This window comes from Arthrobacter sp. AIWTK1, from assembly GCF_056680535.1.
This window is the reverse complement of the sequence record NZ_CM155287.1, coordinates 2,914,921-2,928,659: the sequence shown is the minus strand read 5'-3', so window position 1 is coordinate 2,928,659 and position 13,739 is coordinate 2,914,921. Positions and strand designations below refer to the sequence as shown.

The 13,739-nt window shown below is 63.4% G+C and carries 14 protein-coding genes and 1 other RNA gene; 13 read left to right on the top strand and 2 right to left on the bottom strand.

What is annotated here, in order from left to right; translation table 11 throughout:
* Positions 1-40: 40 nt before the first annotated feature.
* Positions 41-2,239: a lysozyme gene (locus tag AC1MDG_RS13510; RefSeq protein WP_479809101.1), complete on the bottom strand. Its 2,199-nt coding sequence runs from the start codon at positions 2,237-2,239 to the stop codon at positions 41-43.
* 752 nt (positions 2,240-2,991) lie between these two features.
* On the opposite strand from AC1MDG_RS13510, the gene AC1MDG_RS13505 reads away from it, so the two are divergent.
* From AC1MDG_RS13505 to ssrA, 13 genes are all read left to right on the top strand, one after another.
* On the top strand, positions 2,992-4,215 hold the full coding sequence (locus tag AC1MDG_RS13505; protein WP_479804415.1) for a TadA family conjugal transfer-associated ATPase: 1,224 nt from the start codon (positions 2,992-2,994) through the stop codon (positions 4,213-4,215).
* Positions 4,215-5,069 carry a type II secretion system F family protein gene (locus AC1MDG_RS13500; RefSeq protein WP_479804414.1) on the top strand — a complete coding sequence of 285 codons (855 nt, stop codon included), beginning with the start codon at positions 4,215-4,217 and terminating at the stop codon, positions 5,067-5,069. Before AC1MDG_RS13505 ends, AC1MDG_RS13500 begins: the two co-directional genes overlap by 1 nt.
* Entirely contained in the window at positions 5,066-6,007 is a 942-nt protein-coding gene (locus AC1MDG_RS13495) for a type II secretion system F family protein (protein ID WP_479804412.1), read from the top strand. The genes AC1MDG_RS13500 and AC1MDG_RS13495 overlap by 4 nt, the downstream gene beginning before the upstream one ends.
* 62 nt (positions 6,008-6,069) lie before the next feature.
* A complete protein-coding gene (locus tag AC1MDG_RS13490) occupies positions 6,070-6,318 on the top strand; it encodes a hypothetical protein (RefSeq protein WP_043482611.1) in 249 nt (82 codons plus the stop codon).
* A gap of 45 nt (positions 6,319-6,363) precedes the next feature.
* Complete coding sequence (locus AC1MDG_RS13485) at positions 6,364-6,792, top strand: TadE family protein (protein WP_479804410.1); 429 nt, start codon at positions 6,364-6,366, stop codon at positions 6,790-6,792.
* Complete coding sequence (locus AC1MDG_RS13480; RefSeq protein ID WP_479804408.1) at positions 6,773-7,342, top strand: hypothetical protein; 570 nt, start codon at positions 6,773-6,775, stop codon at positions 7,340-7,342. Before AC1MDG_RS13485 ends, AC1MDG_RS13480 begins: the two co-directional genes overlap by 20 nt.
* Positions 7,343-7,386: 44 nt before the next feature.
* The gene (locus AC1MDG_RS13475; protein ID WP_479804406.1) at positions 7,387-7,800 is read left to right on the top strand and encodes a pilus assembly protein TadG-related protein; all 414 of its coding nucleotides are present in this window, start codon (positions 7,387-7,389) and stop codon (positions 7,798-7,800) included.
* A 43-nt stretch (positions 7,801-7,843) separates the two neighbouring features.
* Positions 7,844-8,959 (top strand): peptide chain release factor 2, encoded by a 1,116-nt coding sequence (gene prfB, locus AC1MDG_RS13470; RefSeq protein ID WP_043482609.1) that lies wholly within the window; start codon positions 7,844-7,846, stop codon positions 8,957-8,959.
* Positions 8,960-9,148: 189 nt separating this feature from the next.
* On the top strand, positions 9,149-9,946 hold the full coding sequence (ftsE, locus tag AC1MDG_RS13465; RefSeq protein ID WP_043482608.1) for a cell division ATP-binding protein FtsE: 798 nt from the start codon (positions 9,149-9,151) through the stop codon (positions 9,944-9,946).
* Entirely contained in the window at positions 9,943-10,857 is a 915-nt protein-coding gene (gene ftsX / locus AC1MDG_RS13460) for a permease-like cell division protein FtsX (RefSeq protein ID WP_043482607.1), read from the top strand. Before ftsE ends, ftsX begins: the two co-directional genes overlap by 4 nt.
* A gap of 21 nt (positions 10,858-10,878) precedes the next feature.
* Positions 10,879-12,273 carry a M23 family metallopeptidase gene (locus AC1MDG_RS13455; protein ID WP_043482606.1) on the top strand — a complete coding sequence of 465 codons (1,395 nt, stop codon included), beginning with the start codon at positions 10,879-10,881 and terminating at the stop codon, positions 12,271-12,273.
* 124 nt (positions 12,274-12,397) lie between these two features.
* Complete coding sequence (smpB, locus tag AC1MDG_RS13450) at positions 12,398-12,868, top strand: SsrA-binding protein SmpB (protein WP_479804403.1); 471 nt, start codon at positions 12,398-12,400, stop codon at positions 12,866-12,868.
* A gap of 156 nt (positions 12,869-13,024) precedes the next feature.
* Positions 13,025-13,393: a transfer-messenger RNA gene (gene ssrA, locus AC1MDG_RS13445) on the top strand.
* 117 nt (positions 13,394-13,510) lie between these two features.
* On the opposite strand, the gene AC1MDG_RS13440 is transcribed toward ssrA, so the two are convergent.
* Complete coding sequence (locus AC1MDG_RS13440) at positions 13,511-13,645, bottom strand: hypothetical protein (protein ID WP_340532621.1); 135 nt, start codon at positions 13,643-13,645, stop codon at positions 13,511-13,513.
* Between the last annotated feature and the right edge of the window lie 94 nt (positions 13,646-13,739).

Genomic DNA, 13,739 nt, shown 5'->3' with positions numbered 1-13,739 from the left:
GACACCCGCCTTTTGAATTTAATGGCTATTTCGGTTGGTGTTATGCCGGGTTTCCCGTGGGCACCGGATCAAGTGCGCTGCGGCTGTATTCGGCAATCACGGGCGAACTGCTGCCGTTGTTCAGCTCCACCAGGCGGGTCCAGGTGCTCACCGGACGCTTGGTCCCGTCGACCATGAGGTAGACCATGGGCGAGTCGAGGGCCTTGACGAAGACTGTGGTGTCCAGGTTTCCCCTCGCCGCGGGAAGAGCGGTGCAGGTGGACGGTTCAAGGGTCCGTGCGGGGAGCTGGGCGGTTGCCGTCGTGGCCGGGAGCTTCCAGATGCCGCCGCCGTATCCGAGATAGGTGTTCAAAGCGCACCGCACAACGGGCTGGACTGTTGCTGTGGAGGAGTAAGGCGCCAGCGCTGACTGCGGCACGCGGGAGTAGCCCCCGATGCCCAGGCTGTTGGTGATCCTGAAATCCTCCAGCTGCAGCATCTTGTCGGGGCCGTCGGTCAGATAGACCACAGGACTCGTGTCCCCGACCGTGAGTTTGGCCAGGGGCAGTATCGCCGGGCCTTTCGGCAGCGAACGAACGGTGGTTGGGGTCAAGGAGTAGATGGCGGGAATCTTGCCGAGGCCCAGCTGCGTGAGCGTGGAGATGTCAGGGACTTCCCGCGCAACCGACTTGTCCCGCCGGTAGACAACCGGGGACGATGACGACTTCAGGTAGGTCGGATTGGAAATCGTGGGCCCGGTACCAATTGCGCCCAGCAGGGCATCTGAAAACTTGACTGTCGTATCGGGCCACTGAGATGCGTCGGTCATCAGGAATTTGTAGCTCGAACCGATCACGTACCGTGCGGTGCCAGCTTCATTCGAGGCAAAACCGGTGAAGGCAGGGCCCTGGGTGAGCTTGGCGATGGACTGTGGATCCAAGGCCGCCGCATTGATTCCATTGGCCCAGACATTCTCGGAGTAAATAGAGGTGGGCACGGGCAGGAGCTTCCCGGCGGTATTCATGTAGGGCTGGCGGCTGATTCGGTCCACAACGATGACGTCCGGACGCACGATCGGGGCGGCGCTGGCATACGGCAGGGAGGCTGTTACTGCCTCGCTCAGGTTCACGACCGCCGAGGAGAGGCCGGCACGGCTGAGTGAGGCAACGTCAAAGAACTCCCGCTTCGTCATTGCGGACACGTAGAACAGCTTTCCGGAGGGGGAGGCAGTAGCGTTGGCCAGCATTCCGCTATCCGAATACGCTGCAAGCTGGCTGTCCGCCAGCGGGATCCAGCCGGTGCAGCTGCCGCCGCCGAAGTCGTACATGACTGTGCAGCTCGGCACGTGGTACTTTCGGCCGCCGTCGATGAGGTAGATGGAGCCGTCGGAGCCGCGCGCGAAGCGGCCGACGGGGTTCCCCGTCGTCAGCGAGTCCACGTATTGCTGGCTGACTTGGTCCAGGGAACTAACGTTCATGTACAGCTGATACGTAGCCCAGTCCGGCACAGGGTATTTGGTCTTGCCGCTAACCAGGAAGATTGTGCTGCTGGTGGGGCCCTTGACGAACGTGGAGCCAAAGCCGTCGGAGTAGGTCGCGAAGCGCTGCAGCATTTGGTACGTGCCGTTCCACACGTTGGAGTCACCTGCGAAGGGACCCGTGCTGCTGTACTGCCACATGCTGTAGGTGCCCCAGCTGGACGGTATGGCGCCGGCGTCATTGGTTGCAGAGCTCGGGTAGGCGGCCACCCACAGGGGATAGTTCCCGAATCCCGCGGCGTCGCCGGTGCACTGTTTCCACCACATGGTGTTGGTATAAATGACCGGCAGGCGTCCGGTGAGCGCCTGCATGGTGTTGCCGAAATCGCGGACCCAGGCTGTCAACTGGGACGGAGACATTCCGTAGCAAGTATTCCCGAAGTAGAACCCGTCGATAGTCCGGCCTTCATAGGGGTTGAACTCGAAATCCAGCACGGGTGGCAGCGTGTAACCGTCCGCCGTCCAGCCGCCTCCGTTCTGGACGAAATAGCGCGCCTGGTCCGCTCCCGAGGACCAGTTCGGGATGGCGAAATGGTAGGCGCCCCGGATCATTCCGACGCTGCGTGAACCTTGATACTGCGAGCCGAACAACTCGTTCGTGTAGTAGTTGCCTTCGCTGGCTTTGACGTAGGCGAACCGTGCGCCCATATTCCACTGCTGCAGCCAGTCGACGGATGTCTGGTGGCCGCTGACGTCCAGGCCCTGCACCCCGAATGTCGGCATCCACGTTCCCTGCGTTTCCAGGGACTGTGTTGTGAACAGTTGGCCGCCGTCCTGTTTTGTGGCTCCGTTGACGCGCGCCGAGCGCTGGCCCATTTCGGCGCCGCCCCGGCCGGCGGCTTTTGCCATCGCGGCCCGACCAGCATCGGAGGTGGGGTCCAAGGGAACGACAGGCGCCGAGCTTGTTGTTGTGGGCACCGGCTCGGCCGGCTGGGTGGTGGTCTGGACGGGCGACGGCGATGTGGCCGGCGGGGCCGGTTGGGACGCGCCTGGTGCTGCGGTTTCGGGTGCTGCGGTTGCGGTGCCCGTGGATGTGGTCGCCGTGGGGGCCGGCGATGGCAGAGGCTCCGTTGCACCCGACGTGCCTGCCAGCGGTCCGGCCATCAGCGCCAACGCCAGTACCAGCGGCCCAGCGTTTCTCAGTAAGCGACGCTTGGGTTGAACTGGGGTCCGCTTCATTTTTCGCTCCGGAACAGTGGCGTGCTCCCAAGAGCAGGCCACTAGGTCGCATCTACAGCTGAATCCCGCAGGACGTACCGAACTGTGAGATATGTCTGACTTAACGCGCCTACCATAACACCAGTGTGCATGGAGCGACTAGTGATTCTGGTGTTACTAATGTGAATCAAATTTGGTCCGATTTTCCTGCTTATCCACAGCGTGGCCCGTGTGACTTGGCCGACATGGGTATGCTCCCTTAGCTTTAACGCAGTTGTACTGCCTCAGCCAGGGGCGGCAGTCGTTTGGGGGAACGCATGGATGCTGTTCGAATCGTGGAGGATGAGGTTCGCGAGCTGATCCGGCGCCGTGGCCTGGACCCGCTGCGGCAGGCCGGCGAAGTCAGGCGCCTGGTCGAGGCGGCGGTCAGTGACTATGACGAACGCGCACTCATGGGCCCGCTTCCGCCGATCGGCCCGCTGGAGTCCGCCCGACGGCATGTTTACGACGCTGTGGCCGGTTTCGGGGCGCTGCAGCCGCTGCTGGATGACCCCACTATCGAGGAAATCTGGCTTAACGCTCCCAACGAAATCTACGTGGCACGGAACGGCGAATCTGAGCTCACGTCGCTGAGCCTTTCGGACCAGCAGGTTCGGGACCTCGTGGAACGCATGCTGAAGAGCTCGGGCCGCCGGCTTGATATGTCTTCGCCGTTTGTGGATGCCGCCCTCCCGGACGGGTCGCGGCTCCACGTCGTCATTCCTGACGTGACACGGCGCCATTGGGCGGTCAACATCCGCAAGTTCGTGGTCAAGGCCAGCCGGCTCGAACACCTTGTGGAACTCGGCACCTTGACTCCCCAGGCGGCCCGGTTCCTGGGCGCCGCAGTGGCCAGCGGACTCAATATCCTCGTCTCGGGGGCAACCCAGGCGGGCAAAACCACCATGCTGAACTGCCTCGCTGCCAGCATTGGTGCACGGGAACGCGTCATTACGGTCGAGGAAATCTTCGAACTGCAGTTTCCTCTGCGCGATGTTGTTGGACTGCAGTGCCGGCAACCGAACTTGGAGGGGGAGGGCGAAATCCCGCTGCGAAGGCTCGTCAAGGAAGCCCTCAGGATGCGTCCGGACCGCCTGGTAGTGGGCGAAGTCCGAGAGGCCGAAAGCCTGGATATGCTGATCGCGCTCAACTCCGGCCTCCCCGGCATGTGCACTGTCCATGCGAACTCTGCGCACGACGCCGTCACCAAGCTGTGCACCCTTCCGCTCCTTGCTGGCGACAACATCTCCAGTGCCTTCGTCGTGCCAACGGTCGCCTCGTGCATTGACTTGGTGGTCCATTGCAGCCGGCAGGCCAATGGCCGCCGCCTGGTGACGGAAGTTCTGTCACTCGGAAGGCGGGTCGAAAATGGCATCATCGAATCGTCCATGGTCTTCTCGATGACCGACGGCCAGTTGCAACCCAAGGCCAACTCCATGCCCGCCGTCGAAAAGTTTGCCGCCGCAGGATTCGACGTGGCGGCCCTGCTGGAGGTCCGCTGATGGCACCCGTGCTGGGGGTGGTTTTGGGCGCGGGTTTGTTCCTCATCTGGTGGTCCGCCTGGGAACAGCCCCAGGCCGCTCAGCGGCGTCCGCAGTCCAGCCGGTTGCAGGACCTGCTGCGCGCTGCCGGGATTGAGAACGTCTCCGGGCTCGGCCTGGTATCCACTTGCGTAGGCGTGGCGGCGTTCGTCAGCATCGTTTTCTTCGCGGTGACCAGGTCCTGGCCCATCTCCGCCTGCTTCGGCCTGTTTGGAGGATGGCTCCCAATGGCCGTCGTCAGATGGCGGGCCCGCAAACGCACGGCCACCCTGCGTCAGTTGTGGCCTGACGTCGTTGACCATCTTCGGTCCGCGATCAGGGCAGGGCTGTCCCTGCCCGAGGCGCTGATCCAACTGGGTGAGAAGGGGCCCGAGGAGCTGCGGCACGTATTTCGTGACTTCGGGGCCGACTACCGCGCCGGCGGCCAGTTCGATCCAGCCCTCAACAGGCTCAAGGAACGGCTTGCAGATCCCGTCGCGGACCGGATTGTCGAAGCCCTCCGGCTCACCCGCGAAGTGGGCGGCTCCGACCTGGGCCGCCTGCTGGGAACCTTGGGCGAATTCCTGCGGGAAAGCGCGCGAACCAGAAGCGAGCTGGAGGCGCGGCAGTCCTGGACGGTGAATGCAGCCCGGCTTGCAGTGGCTGCACCGTGGATCGTCATGGTGCTGCTGGCCACCCGGCCCGAAGCGGTCGCCGCCTATAACACTGCGACCGGGGCAGCCGTGCTTCTCGGTGGACTCGTGGTGTCCGCCATCTGCTACTCCGTCATGCTGCGGATCGGTGCGCTGCCTGAAGACGAACGGGTACTGAGATGACGTCGCCCGCCGCTGTTTCCGTGATCTGCGGACTCCTGCTCGGAGCCGGACTCTGGCTCCTGGTGGTGCGGCTGCCGTTCATGAGGCCAATGAGCTTCGCCGAACGTATCGAACCGCAACTGAAGTCGCAAAACCTGGAGTCCAAGCTGCTGTCGGCCTCCACGGACAACCTCACCCCGTTCGGGCCGTTGGAGCGGATACTGCGTCCTATGCTGAAGGACGGATTCGCTTTCCTTACGCGTTTCAACCTGGGTTCGTCAGTGTTGAGCCGGAGGCTGGCGCAGGCCGGCATCCGCAAGTCTGTCGTCGACTTCAGGGCCGAGCAGCTGCTGTGGGCAGTGCTGGGATTCGTGCTCGCCACCGGCTTGGTCCTGATCGGGGCGGCATCAGGACAGTTCAATCCGTTCCTTGCCGTCGTCGCCATTCTGGGCAGTGCCCTCGGCGGGTTCCTTTTCAGGGATTACTGGCTGGGCGTCCAGACCAGGAGGCGCGAAAAGCTCATGATGGCGGAGTTCCCGAGCCTCGCCGAGCTCATGGCACTCGCCGTCAGCGCGGGCGAAAGTGCCACTGGTGCCCTTGACCGCGTCTGCCGGAGTTCACACGGCGAACTCGCTCGGGAGTTTGAGCTGGTGCTTGGTGAAACCCGGGCCGGAAAGCCGCTCGTCGAAGCGCTGCAGCGATTCTCCGCACGGACCGATCTGGGCCCCTTGGTGCGGTTCGTCGACGGGATCATTGTGGCAGTGGAGCGCGGGACGCCACTAGCAGACGTCCTGCGGGCCCAGGCGCAAGACGTCCGTGATACGGCCAAACGCGACCTGATGGAATCGGCCGGAAAGAAAGAGATCGCCATGATGGTTCCCTTGGTCTTCGGCGTCCTTCCGTTGACCGTCATTTTCGCCGTGTTTCCCGGACTCGCGGCCATCAGCCTCGGTCTATGACCGAATCCAGACCGCCCGGACTGCCGGGAGAAAACCCGCCTGAACTAGAGAATGGAAGCTCGATGACACACCTCGGAATCCGTGCCCTGGCCGTGATCCAAACCCTCGCCCTGTTGCTCAGGACAACCGCGGCTTTCGTCGGGAAAAGTGGAATGCCTCCCCGCAGCACGGACCATCCGGAAAGAGGGGATGTGCCGGGCTGGGTAATGATCACGCTCATGTCGGCAGTGCTCGTGGCCGCCCTGCTGGCCTTGGCCGGCCCCGCCTTGGAGGGGTTGTTTAACCAGGCCATGGACAAGGTCGGAAACTAGCACATGCCCGCGGCGGTGCGCGCGGCGGACGATGCGCCGTGTCGGATGGGAGAAGGTCCGCCTTGCCATGTGGTGGATCAGCCGTCAGGGTGCGATGGTCCATCCGGGCGGGAACGAGGCTCCGCCGTCGTGGACTTTGTCCTGGTCGGAGGGCTCCTCACGATGTTCTTCCTGGCGGTGATCCAACTGACGCTCGTGTTGCACGTACGCAACACGCTGATCGACGCTGCGGCCTCGGGCGCCAGGTACGGCACACTCGCCGACCGGAACGCGGCTGATGCCAGAGACCGCACGAGCGAGCTGATCGGAATAGCGCTCAACGCGGAGTTTGCCCGGGACGTGACTACCTCGGAGGTGACATATCAAGGCATCCGCGCCCTTGAAGTGACGGTCAGGGCACCCTTGCCGGTGATAGGTCTGATCGGGCCCCGGGAAGCCCTGGAGGTGAAGGGCCATGCTGCCATCCAGCCCTAGTACCCCGGCCCTGGTGTCACGCGGATTCCGTAGGGGCGGGTGCGTCGCTGCCACCCCCGAGCCTGCGGGCCGGACCGCCCTGGACCGCGGCACCCGTCCCGGGCCGTGTCCCGCGGCAGCAGGCGCAGACGCAACGGCAGGGGAGCGGGGGAGCGCCGTCGTCGAATTCACGTTCCTCGCACTCCTCCTGATGGTTCCCCTCGTGTACTTCATCATCACCGTGGGGCAGATCCAGGGCGGTGCCTTCGCCGTCGTCGGCGCGGCCGACCAGGCTGCCAAGGTCTACGTTGCCCAGGCCGACGCGCAAAGCGGCCGGGCGGCAGCAGAACAGGCAGTCATGCTCGCGCTCGCCGACTACGGGCATCCGGCGGACAACGCGAGCATGGACGCAAGCTGCCAGCCCTCGGACTGCCTCGCGCCGGGGTCGGCCGTCACCATCACCGTCCACCTGACGGTCCCGTTGCCCTTTGTACCCTTCAGCGATTCATTGCAGCTCAATGCCAGCCGGCTGGACGCCTCGGCCACCCAGGTTGTGGGACGGTTCCGGTGACGGTGCAACACAGAGTCGGGGACCAGAGCGGGGAGGGCGGTCAGATGATGGTCCTGATCATCGGCTACGTTCTCCTGGCGCTGCTGGTCACCACCGCCGTCATGGCGGCGTCCTCCCTGTACCTGGAACACAAAAAGCTGCTGTCCGCGGCGGACGGAGCGTCTGTCGCAGCCGCGGACAGCTACACGCTGGGCCAGGTCGAGACGGGCGGGGGCAGTCCGTCCGCGGTCCTCAGCGGCGGCCGGGTGCGGAGCGTTGCAGCGGACTACCTGAGCCGGAACGGCGCCTACGGCAGGTTCAGCGGCCTTGCCGTAGCACCCGGCACCGGCAGCCCGGACGGTTCCACCGCCGTCGTCGTGCTGAGTGCTGAAGTGCATCCCCCGATCGTTAACTTCATCATCCCGGACGGGATCAGGATCGAGGCAGCATCAACAGCGCGTTCCAGGCTCGTCCGGTAGCGGTGCGGGGCGGCTAGGAAGGATAGCGTAGGCTTTAACAACCATGGCTCAAATAGATTTTTCCGCAGAAATCCGCGCTTTGCGCGCCACCTACTCCTCCATCGAAAACGTCTCGAATGTTGAGGAGCTGAAGGAAGACATCGCCGAACTGAGCGAGCGGGCAGGAGAGCCCAACCTCTGGGACGATCCGGCAGCCGCCCAGAAGATCACCTCCAGGCTCTCCCACCGGCAGAGCGAACTCGAACGCCTCAACACGCTGGTTTCCCGGATCGACGACCTCGAAGTCCTGGTGGAACTCGGACAGGACGAGGACGACGCCGATTCCATGGGCGAGGCCGCAGCGGAGCTGGAGTCCATCCGTAAGTCGCTGAAGGACCTCGAAGTGGTGACGCTTCTGTCCGGGGAGTTCGATGAACGCGAAGCCGTGGTCACCATCCGTGCCGGGGCCGGCGGCGTTGATGCCGCGGACTTCGCCGAGATGCTGCTCCGGATGTACCTGCGCTGGGCTGAGCGCCACGGCTATCCGACCACCATCATGGACACTTCCTACGCCGAAGAGGCCGGGCTCAAGTCCGCCACCTTCGAGGTCAACGCCCCCTACGCCTACGGCACGCTAAGCGTGGAAGCCGGTACCCACCGCCTGGTCCGGATCAGCCCCTTCGACAACCAGGGCCGCCGCCAGACGTCGTTCGCGGCCGTGGAAGTCATTCCGCTGATCGAGCAGACCGACTCCATCGATATCCCGGACAACGAAATCCGCGTGGACGTCTTCCGGTCCTCCGGTCCCGGCGGCCAGTCGGTTAACACCACCGACTCGGCGGTGCGCCTGACCCACATCCCCACCGGGACAGTGGTGTCCATGCAGAACGAGAAATCCCAGCTCCAGAACCGCGCCGCTGCGCTGCGTGTCCTCCAGTCCCGGCTCCTGCTTCTCAAGAAGGAGCAGGAGGACGCGGAAAAGAAGGCCTTCGCCGGTGACGTCAAGGCATCGTGGGGCGACCAGATGCGGTCCTACGTGCTGAACCCCTACCAGATGGTCAAGGACCTCCGGACCGAGCACGAGGTCGGCAACACCTCGGCCGTGTTCGACGGTGAAATCGACGACTTCATCGACGCCGGCATCCGGTGGCGCACTGACAACCGCAACGCTGCCGACTAGGCCTGCCGCGCGGCCGGGACGTCCGTGCGGCTGGCTGAATTCATGCGACACGCCCCTGAACTCATGCTTTACTGCAGGTGCCCGTGCGTATAGTCGAGGAGCCGGAGCTCTACTTCCCCCAAAAGAAAGCCCGTGCACCGGCTGCAGTACTGGGCTCCATCAGCCGTGTCCTGCAGGGTTCTTAGGGCAATGATCCGTTTCGAGAATGTCACCAAGGTCTACGACCAGAAGGCCCGGCCTGCGCTGGACTCTGTCAACCTTGAAATCGACCGTGGTGAGTTTGCGTTCCTCGTGGGCGCCTCCGGTTCCGGTAAATCAACTTTCCTCCGCCTGGTACTCAAGGAAGACCGGGCCACTTCCGGCGCCGTCTACGTGGCCGGCCAGAACGTCGCGAACATTTCAAGCTGGCGTGTACCCCGGCTGCGCCGCGGCATCGGCGTCGTGTTCCAGGACTTCCGGCTCCTGCCGCAAAAGAATGTCTTCGCCAACGTAGCCTTCGCCATGCAGGTCATCGGAAAGAGCCGCAGCATCATCCGGGACACGGTCCCGGAAGTCCTCAAGACGGTAGGCCTTGAAGGCAAGGAACACCGCATGCCGCATGAACTCTCAGGCGGTGAACAGCAGCGTGTGGCCATCGCCCGCGCCGTGGTCAACCGGCCGGGGATCCTCCTGGCGGACGAACCCACAGGAAACCTGGATCCCACGACGTCGATGGGCATCATGGGCGTCCTGGACAAGATCAACCAGAACGGCACCACGGTTGTCATGGCCACGCACGACGACGACATCGTCAATGAGATGCGCAAACGGGTGGTGGAACTCCGGAACGGAGTTGTCATCCGTGACGAGGCCCGGGCCCTGTACACCTCAATGATTCCGGTCGTGGGGCAGTCGAGGCGCTTCAAGGACGCCAGCGGACGTCCGGACGGGTCCGCTGCGGACCCGGGTGACGGATCCGTCTCCTCCCAGGCAGGGGAGGCACAGTGAGGCTGGCATTCATCCTCAGCGAGATCGGCAGCGGCCTGAGGCGAAACCTGTCGATGGTGGTGTCGGTCATCCTGGTGACCTTCGTGTCGCTCACATTCGTCGGTGCCGCCGGCATGCTGCAGCTGCAGATCAACCAGATGAAGGGCTACTGGTACGACAAAGTCCAGGTGGCCATCTTCCTCTGCGGTGACGGCTCGACGGCGGCCGGCTGCGCCACCGGGACGGCCACTCCGGAGCAGCAGGAGAACCTCCGCACGCTGCTCGAATCGCCCGCCGTGGCCCAGTACATCAATGACTTTCAGTTCGAGTCCAAAGACGAGGCCTACAAGCACTTCAAGGAGCAGTTCTCCAACTCACCGATCGTCGACTCGGTGACTCCGGACCAGCTGCCGGCTTCGTTCCGGATCAACATGAAGGACCCGGAAAAATACCAGATCATCAGCGAGACGTTTTCCTCGCAGCCCGGCGTCGAGACGGTGATTGACCAGCGCCAGGTCCTGGAACGGCTCTTCTCTGTAATGAACGCGGCCTCGCTGGTCGCCGTCATCATCGCCGGTGTGATGATCGTCTGCGCCATCCTGCTCATCGCCACCACCATCCGGCTCTCCGCCTTCAGCCGCCGCCGGGAAACCGGAATCATGCGGCTGGTCGGTGCGTCCAAAACCGTCATTCAGTTGCCTTTTATCCTCGAAGGAGTCATCGCCGCCGTGATCGGGGCCGCGCTGGCGTCCGGCACTCTCTGGGCGGTGGCCCATTTCTTCCTTGGCGAATACATGTCCAAGCAGTACCCGGACACAGCGTTCATCTCTCCGGCGCAGACCCTTATCCTCGCGCCGGCGCTGATCGGACTGGGCGCAACTTTGGCTGGAATTTCGTCTCTCTTGACCTTACGTAGATATTTGCGGGTCTAGGCTGTGCATACCAACGAAGGAATGACCATGACAGAACCGGACCGCAAGGCCCGCCGGCTCCGGCCCGCGGGACGGGGCAGCCGCATCATCAGCGCCGCCCTGGCACTGATCCTTGCCGCGAGCCTTGGCGCCTCCACCCCTGTGGCCTTCGCGGACGAACTGGAAGACAAGCAGGCGGCCCTTGAAGCTGAGGCCGCCCGCGTGCAGCAGTCCCTTGAATTTGTGGATGCCAAAATCGCCAAGGCCGCGGGCGACCTGGTGATCTACCAGGGGCAGCTTCCTGCCGCCCAGCAGGCATTGCTCGAGGCACAGGGCCGGGTCGCGAGTGCAGTGAAGGAAGTCGAGGCACTGGCCGCGCGTGTGGACCTGGCGCAGCAGAACAAAGCCAAGATCACGCAGCAGCTTGAATCCGATAAACAAAAAATCGCCGACACCAAGAAGCTCATCGGCCAGATCGCGACCCAGGCCTACAAGTCCGGCGGCGTCCCCTCGAACCTCACCCTCTTCTTTGGATCCAAGAGCGGCGGCAGCCTGACGGACACCATGGACCTCGCGGACCAGGCCATGCGCAGCCAGAACTCCGCCATGGACAAGCTGTCCCAGCAGAACGCAACAAACGTCAACTCGCAGGCGCGCCTGCAGGCGGTCGAAGCGGAGATCAAGGACCTCAAAGCCAAGGCGGACGCGGCGCTGGCCAGGGAGAAGGCAGCCCGGGACGAAGCCGCCGCCAAGAAAGAACAGGTGGACAAGCTGATCGCTGACACCACCCGGATCAACAACGAGCTTCAGGCCGCGAAGCCCGGTATCCAGAACCAGCTCTCGAAAGTCCAGGCAGCCCAGGACGCGGTGGCCGCGGAGATCGTTGAACGCGACCGGAAACTGCGTGAAGCGTGGGAAGCTGAACAGCGCCGCATCGCTGAAGCGGCTGCCGCAGCGGCAAGGGCCGCCGGCCAGGCAGCCCAGCCCTACGTTCCGCAGGTCGGGCCCCCCTCGGCCTTTGGGCTAAGGCACCCGTTCTCGGCCGACGTCCCCATCACCTCAGGGTTCGGGTGGCGTGCGACGCCGCCCGGCACCGTCGACTTCTACGGCTCCGGCGGATACATGCACACTGGCATCGACTTCGGTGCCAGCTGCGGGACACCCGTCTACGCACCGGCGGCCGGCACCATTGTTTCAGCCGGTTGGAGTAACGACGGCGGCGGCAACAACGTCAAGATTTCGCACGGCGTGGTCCAGGGCAACTCGCTGACCACCATCTACTACCACAACAGCAGCGTGGTGGTTTCGGTGGGGCAGCAGGTCAGCCAGGGGCAGCTCATTGCCTATTCCGGAACCACCGGTAACTCCACCGGCTGCCATTCGCACTTCGAGACCTGGCTCAACGGCCAGGCCGTCGACCCGATGATCCTGCTCTGACAGGCCGGTGCCGGCCGGTGCATCGACCGGCACCTGCGGCAGCCCCGGGGCTGCCGTAGAATTAAAGAGCCCCGGGCCGCGACGGCCGGGCAAGCATCCAGACCAAGAGCTGAGGAGTTCCACCGTGCCGAAAGAAAGTGGCCGTAAGGTAGTGGCCACCAACCGGAAGGCCCGGCATGACTACCATGTCCTCGACACCTATGAGGCGGGCATCGCGCTCATGGGAACGGAAGTGAAATCCCTGCGCGAGGGCCACGCTTCCATGGTTGACGGGTTCTGTACGTTCTATAACGACGAACTCTGGATGGAGGGAATCCACATCCCCGAATACAACCAGGGGAGTTGGACAAACCACTCCGCCCGCAGGCGGCGCAAACTTCTGTTGCACCGCGAGGAACTGACCAAGATTTCACACAAGGTCCGTGAATCCGGCTTCACTATCGTTCCACTCCGGCTCTACTTCCTGGACGGCAAAGCGAAAGTGGAGATCGGCGTCGCCCGCGGTAAAAAGGAATACGACAAGCGGCAGACCCTGCGCGAACAGCAGGACAAGCGCGAAGCGCTGCGTGTCATGCGCGAAAGGAACCGCGGCTGAACGCTCCGGCCGCCGCGGCTGAACCTGCCGCGGGCTGCCTGCCGGCGGCCGGGAATGATTCCGGACTGCAGTGCGTTATGATTGGTGTCCGGGAAGGAACGGCGCGGAACCCGCAGGGAATCCGCGAAGGACCAGACCGGTTTGGTAACAAAATACGGGGATGATCGGTTTCGACGATGTTAGTCGCGACAGGTGAAGCGGGCCGAGGATGCAGAATTATCTCGTAAACGCTGTCTGCAAAACAATAAGTGCCAAACAAACGCGCACTGACTTCGCTCTCGCTGCCTAAGCAGTAAGACAGTCCGTCAGCCCGGGATTGCTATCGTCCCGGATCCTGGCGTCATTAAGATAGCCACTGCTGTTTACCTTCGTCATTGGGGTGAACGGGACTCTTAAATGACTGGGCCCGGATCAGCTACCTGTTTGCAGGATAGCTGGGGCCGAGAAAATCCGACGCAAACTGCGCCCGGAGAAGCCCTGACAACACGACATCGGACGGGGGTTCAATTCCCCCCATCTCCACCATCGGGACAGCGGCAACGCAGTTCCGCCCCGTGCAAAAGGCCGGAAGCGAAAGCTTCCGGCCTTTTGTTTTCTGCACCGTTCTTGCATTCTCCCCAGCGGCCGTCGGTGGCCTCGGGTTCAGCGCTTCTTGATGTGCGCCACGGGGTCCACGTGGGCGTCCAGCTCATGCTTGGACTTCTTGTCGGCCCTCTTTTGCTTGATGGTCTTGTCCGATTTCTTGGTGACCTGCCGGTGCGGCGATTTGTCAGGCATGTCGCCCTCCCTTACCTCGGGGCCTTGAATAAGCCCCGTGCTTGTAAGGTACGCCTGTTTTGCCACGAATGTAACTGGCCCCAAGCCGGGTCTC

What these genes read in the sequence shown, in the direction of transcription:
- AC1MDG_RS13485 (WP_479804410.1), top strand. Translation starts at nt 6,364, where the DNA reads ATGGGAGAAGGTCCGCCTTGCCATGTGGTGGATCAGCCGTCAGGGTGC.
- ftsE (WP_043482608.1), top strand. Translation starts at nt 9,149, where the DNA reads ATGATCCGTTTCGAGAATGTCACCAAGGTCTACGACCAGAAGGCCCGG.
- AC1MDG_RS13500 (WP_479804414.1), top strand. Translation starts at nt 4,215, where the DNA reads ATGGCACCCGTGCTGGGGGTGGTTTTGGGCGCGGGTTTGTTCCTCATC.
- AC1MDG_RS13455 (WP_043482606.1), top strand. Translation starts at nt 10,879, where the DNA reads ATGACCATGACAGAACCGGACCGCAAGGCCCGCCGGCTCCGGCCCGCG.
- AC1MDG_RS13475 (WP_479804406.1), top strand. Translation starts at nt 7,387, where the DNA reads ATGATGGTCCTGATCATCGGCTACGTTCTCCTGGCGCTGCTGGTCACC.
- AC1MDG_RS13505 (WP_479804415.1), top strand. Translation starts at nt 2,992, where the DNA reads ATGGATGCTGTTCGAATCGTGGAGGATGAGGTTCGCGAGCTGATCCGG.
- AC1MDG_RS13490 (WP_043482611.1), top strand. Translation starts at nt 6,070, where the DNA reads ATGACACACCTCGGAATCCGTGCCCTGGCCGTGATCCAAACCCTCGCC.
- AC1MDG_RS13440 (WP_340532621.1), bottom strand. Translation starts at nt 13,645, where the DNA reads ATGCCTGACAAATCGCCGCACCGGCAGGTCACCAAGAAATCGGACAAG.
- prfB (WP_043482609.1), top strand. Translation starts at nt 7,844, where the DNA reads ATGGCTCAAATAGATTTTTCCGCAGAAATCCGCGCTTTGCGCGCCACC.
- AC1MDG_RS13510 (WP_479809101.1), bottom strand. Translation starts at nt 2,239, where the DNA reads ATGCCGACATTCGGGGTGCAGGGCCTGGACGTCAGCGGCCACCAGACA.
- AC1MDG_RS13495 (WP_479804412.1), top strand. Translation starts at nt 5,066, where the DNA reads ATGACGTCGCCCGCCGCTGTTTCCGTGATCTGCGGACTCCTGCTCGGA.
- AC1MDG_RS13480 (WP_479804408.1), top strand. Translation starts at nt 6,773, where the DNA reads ATGCTGCCATCCAGCCCTAGTACCCCGGCCCTGGTGTCACGCGGATTC.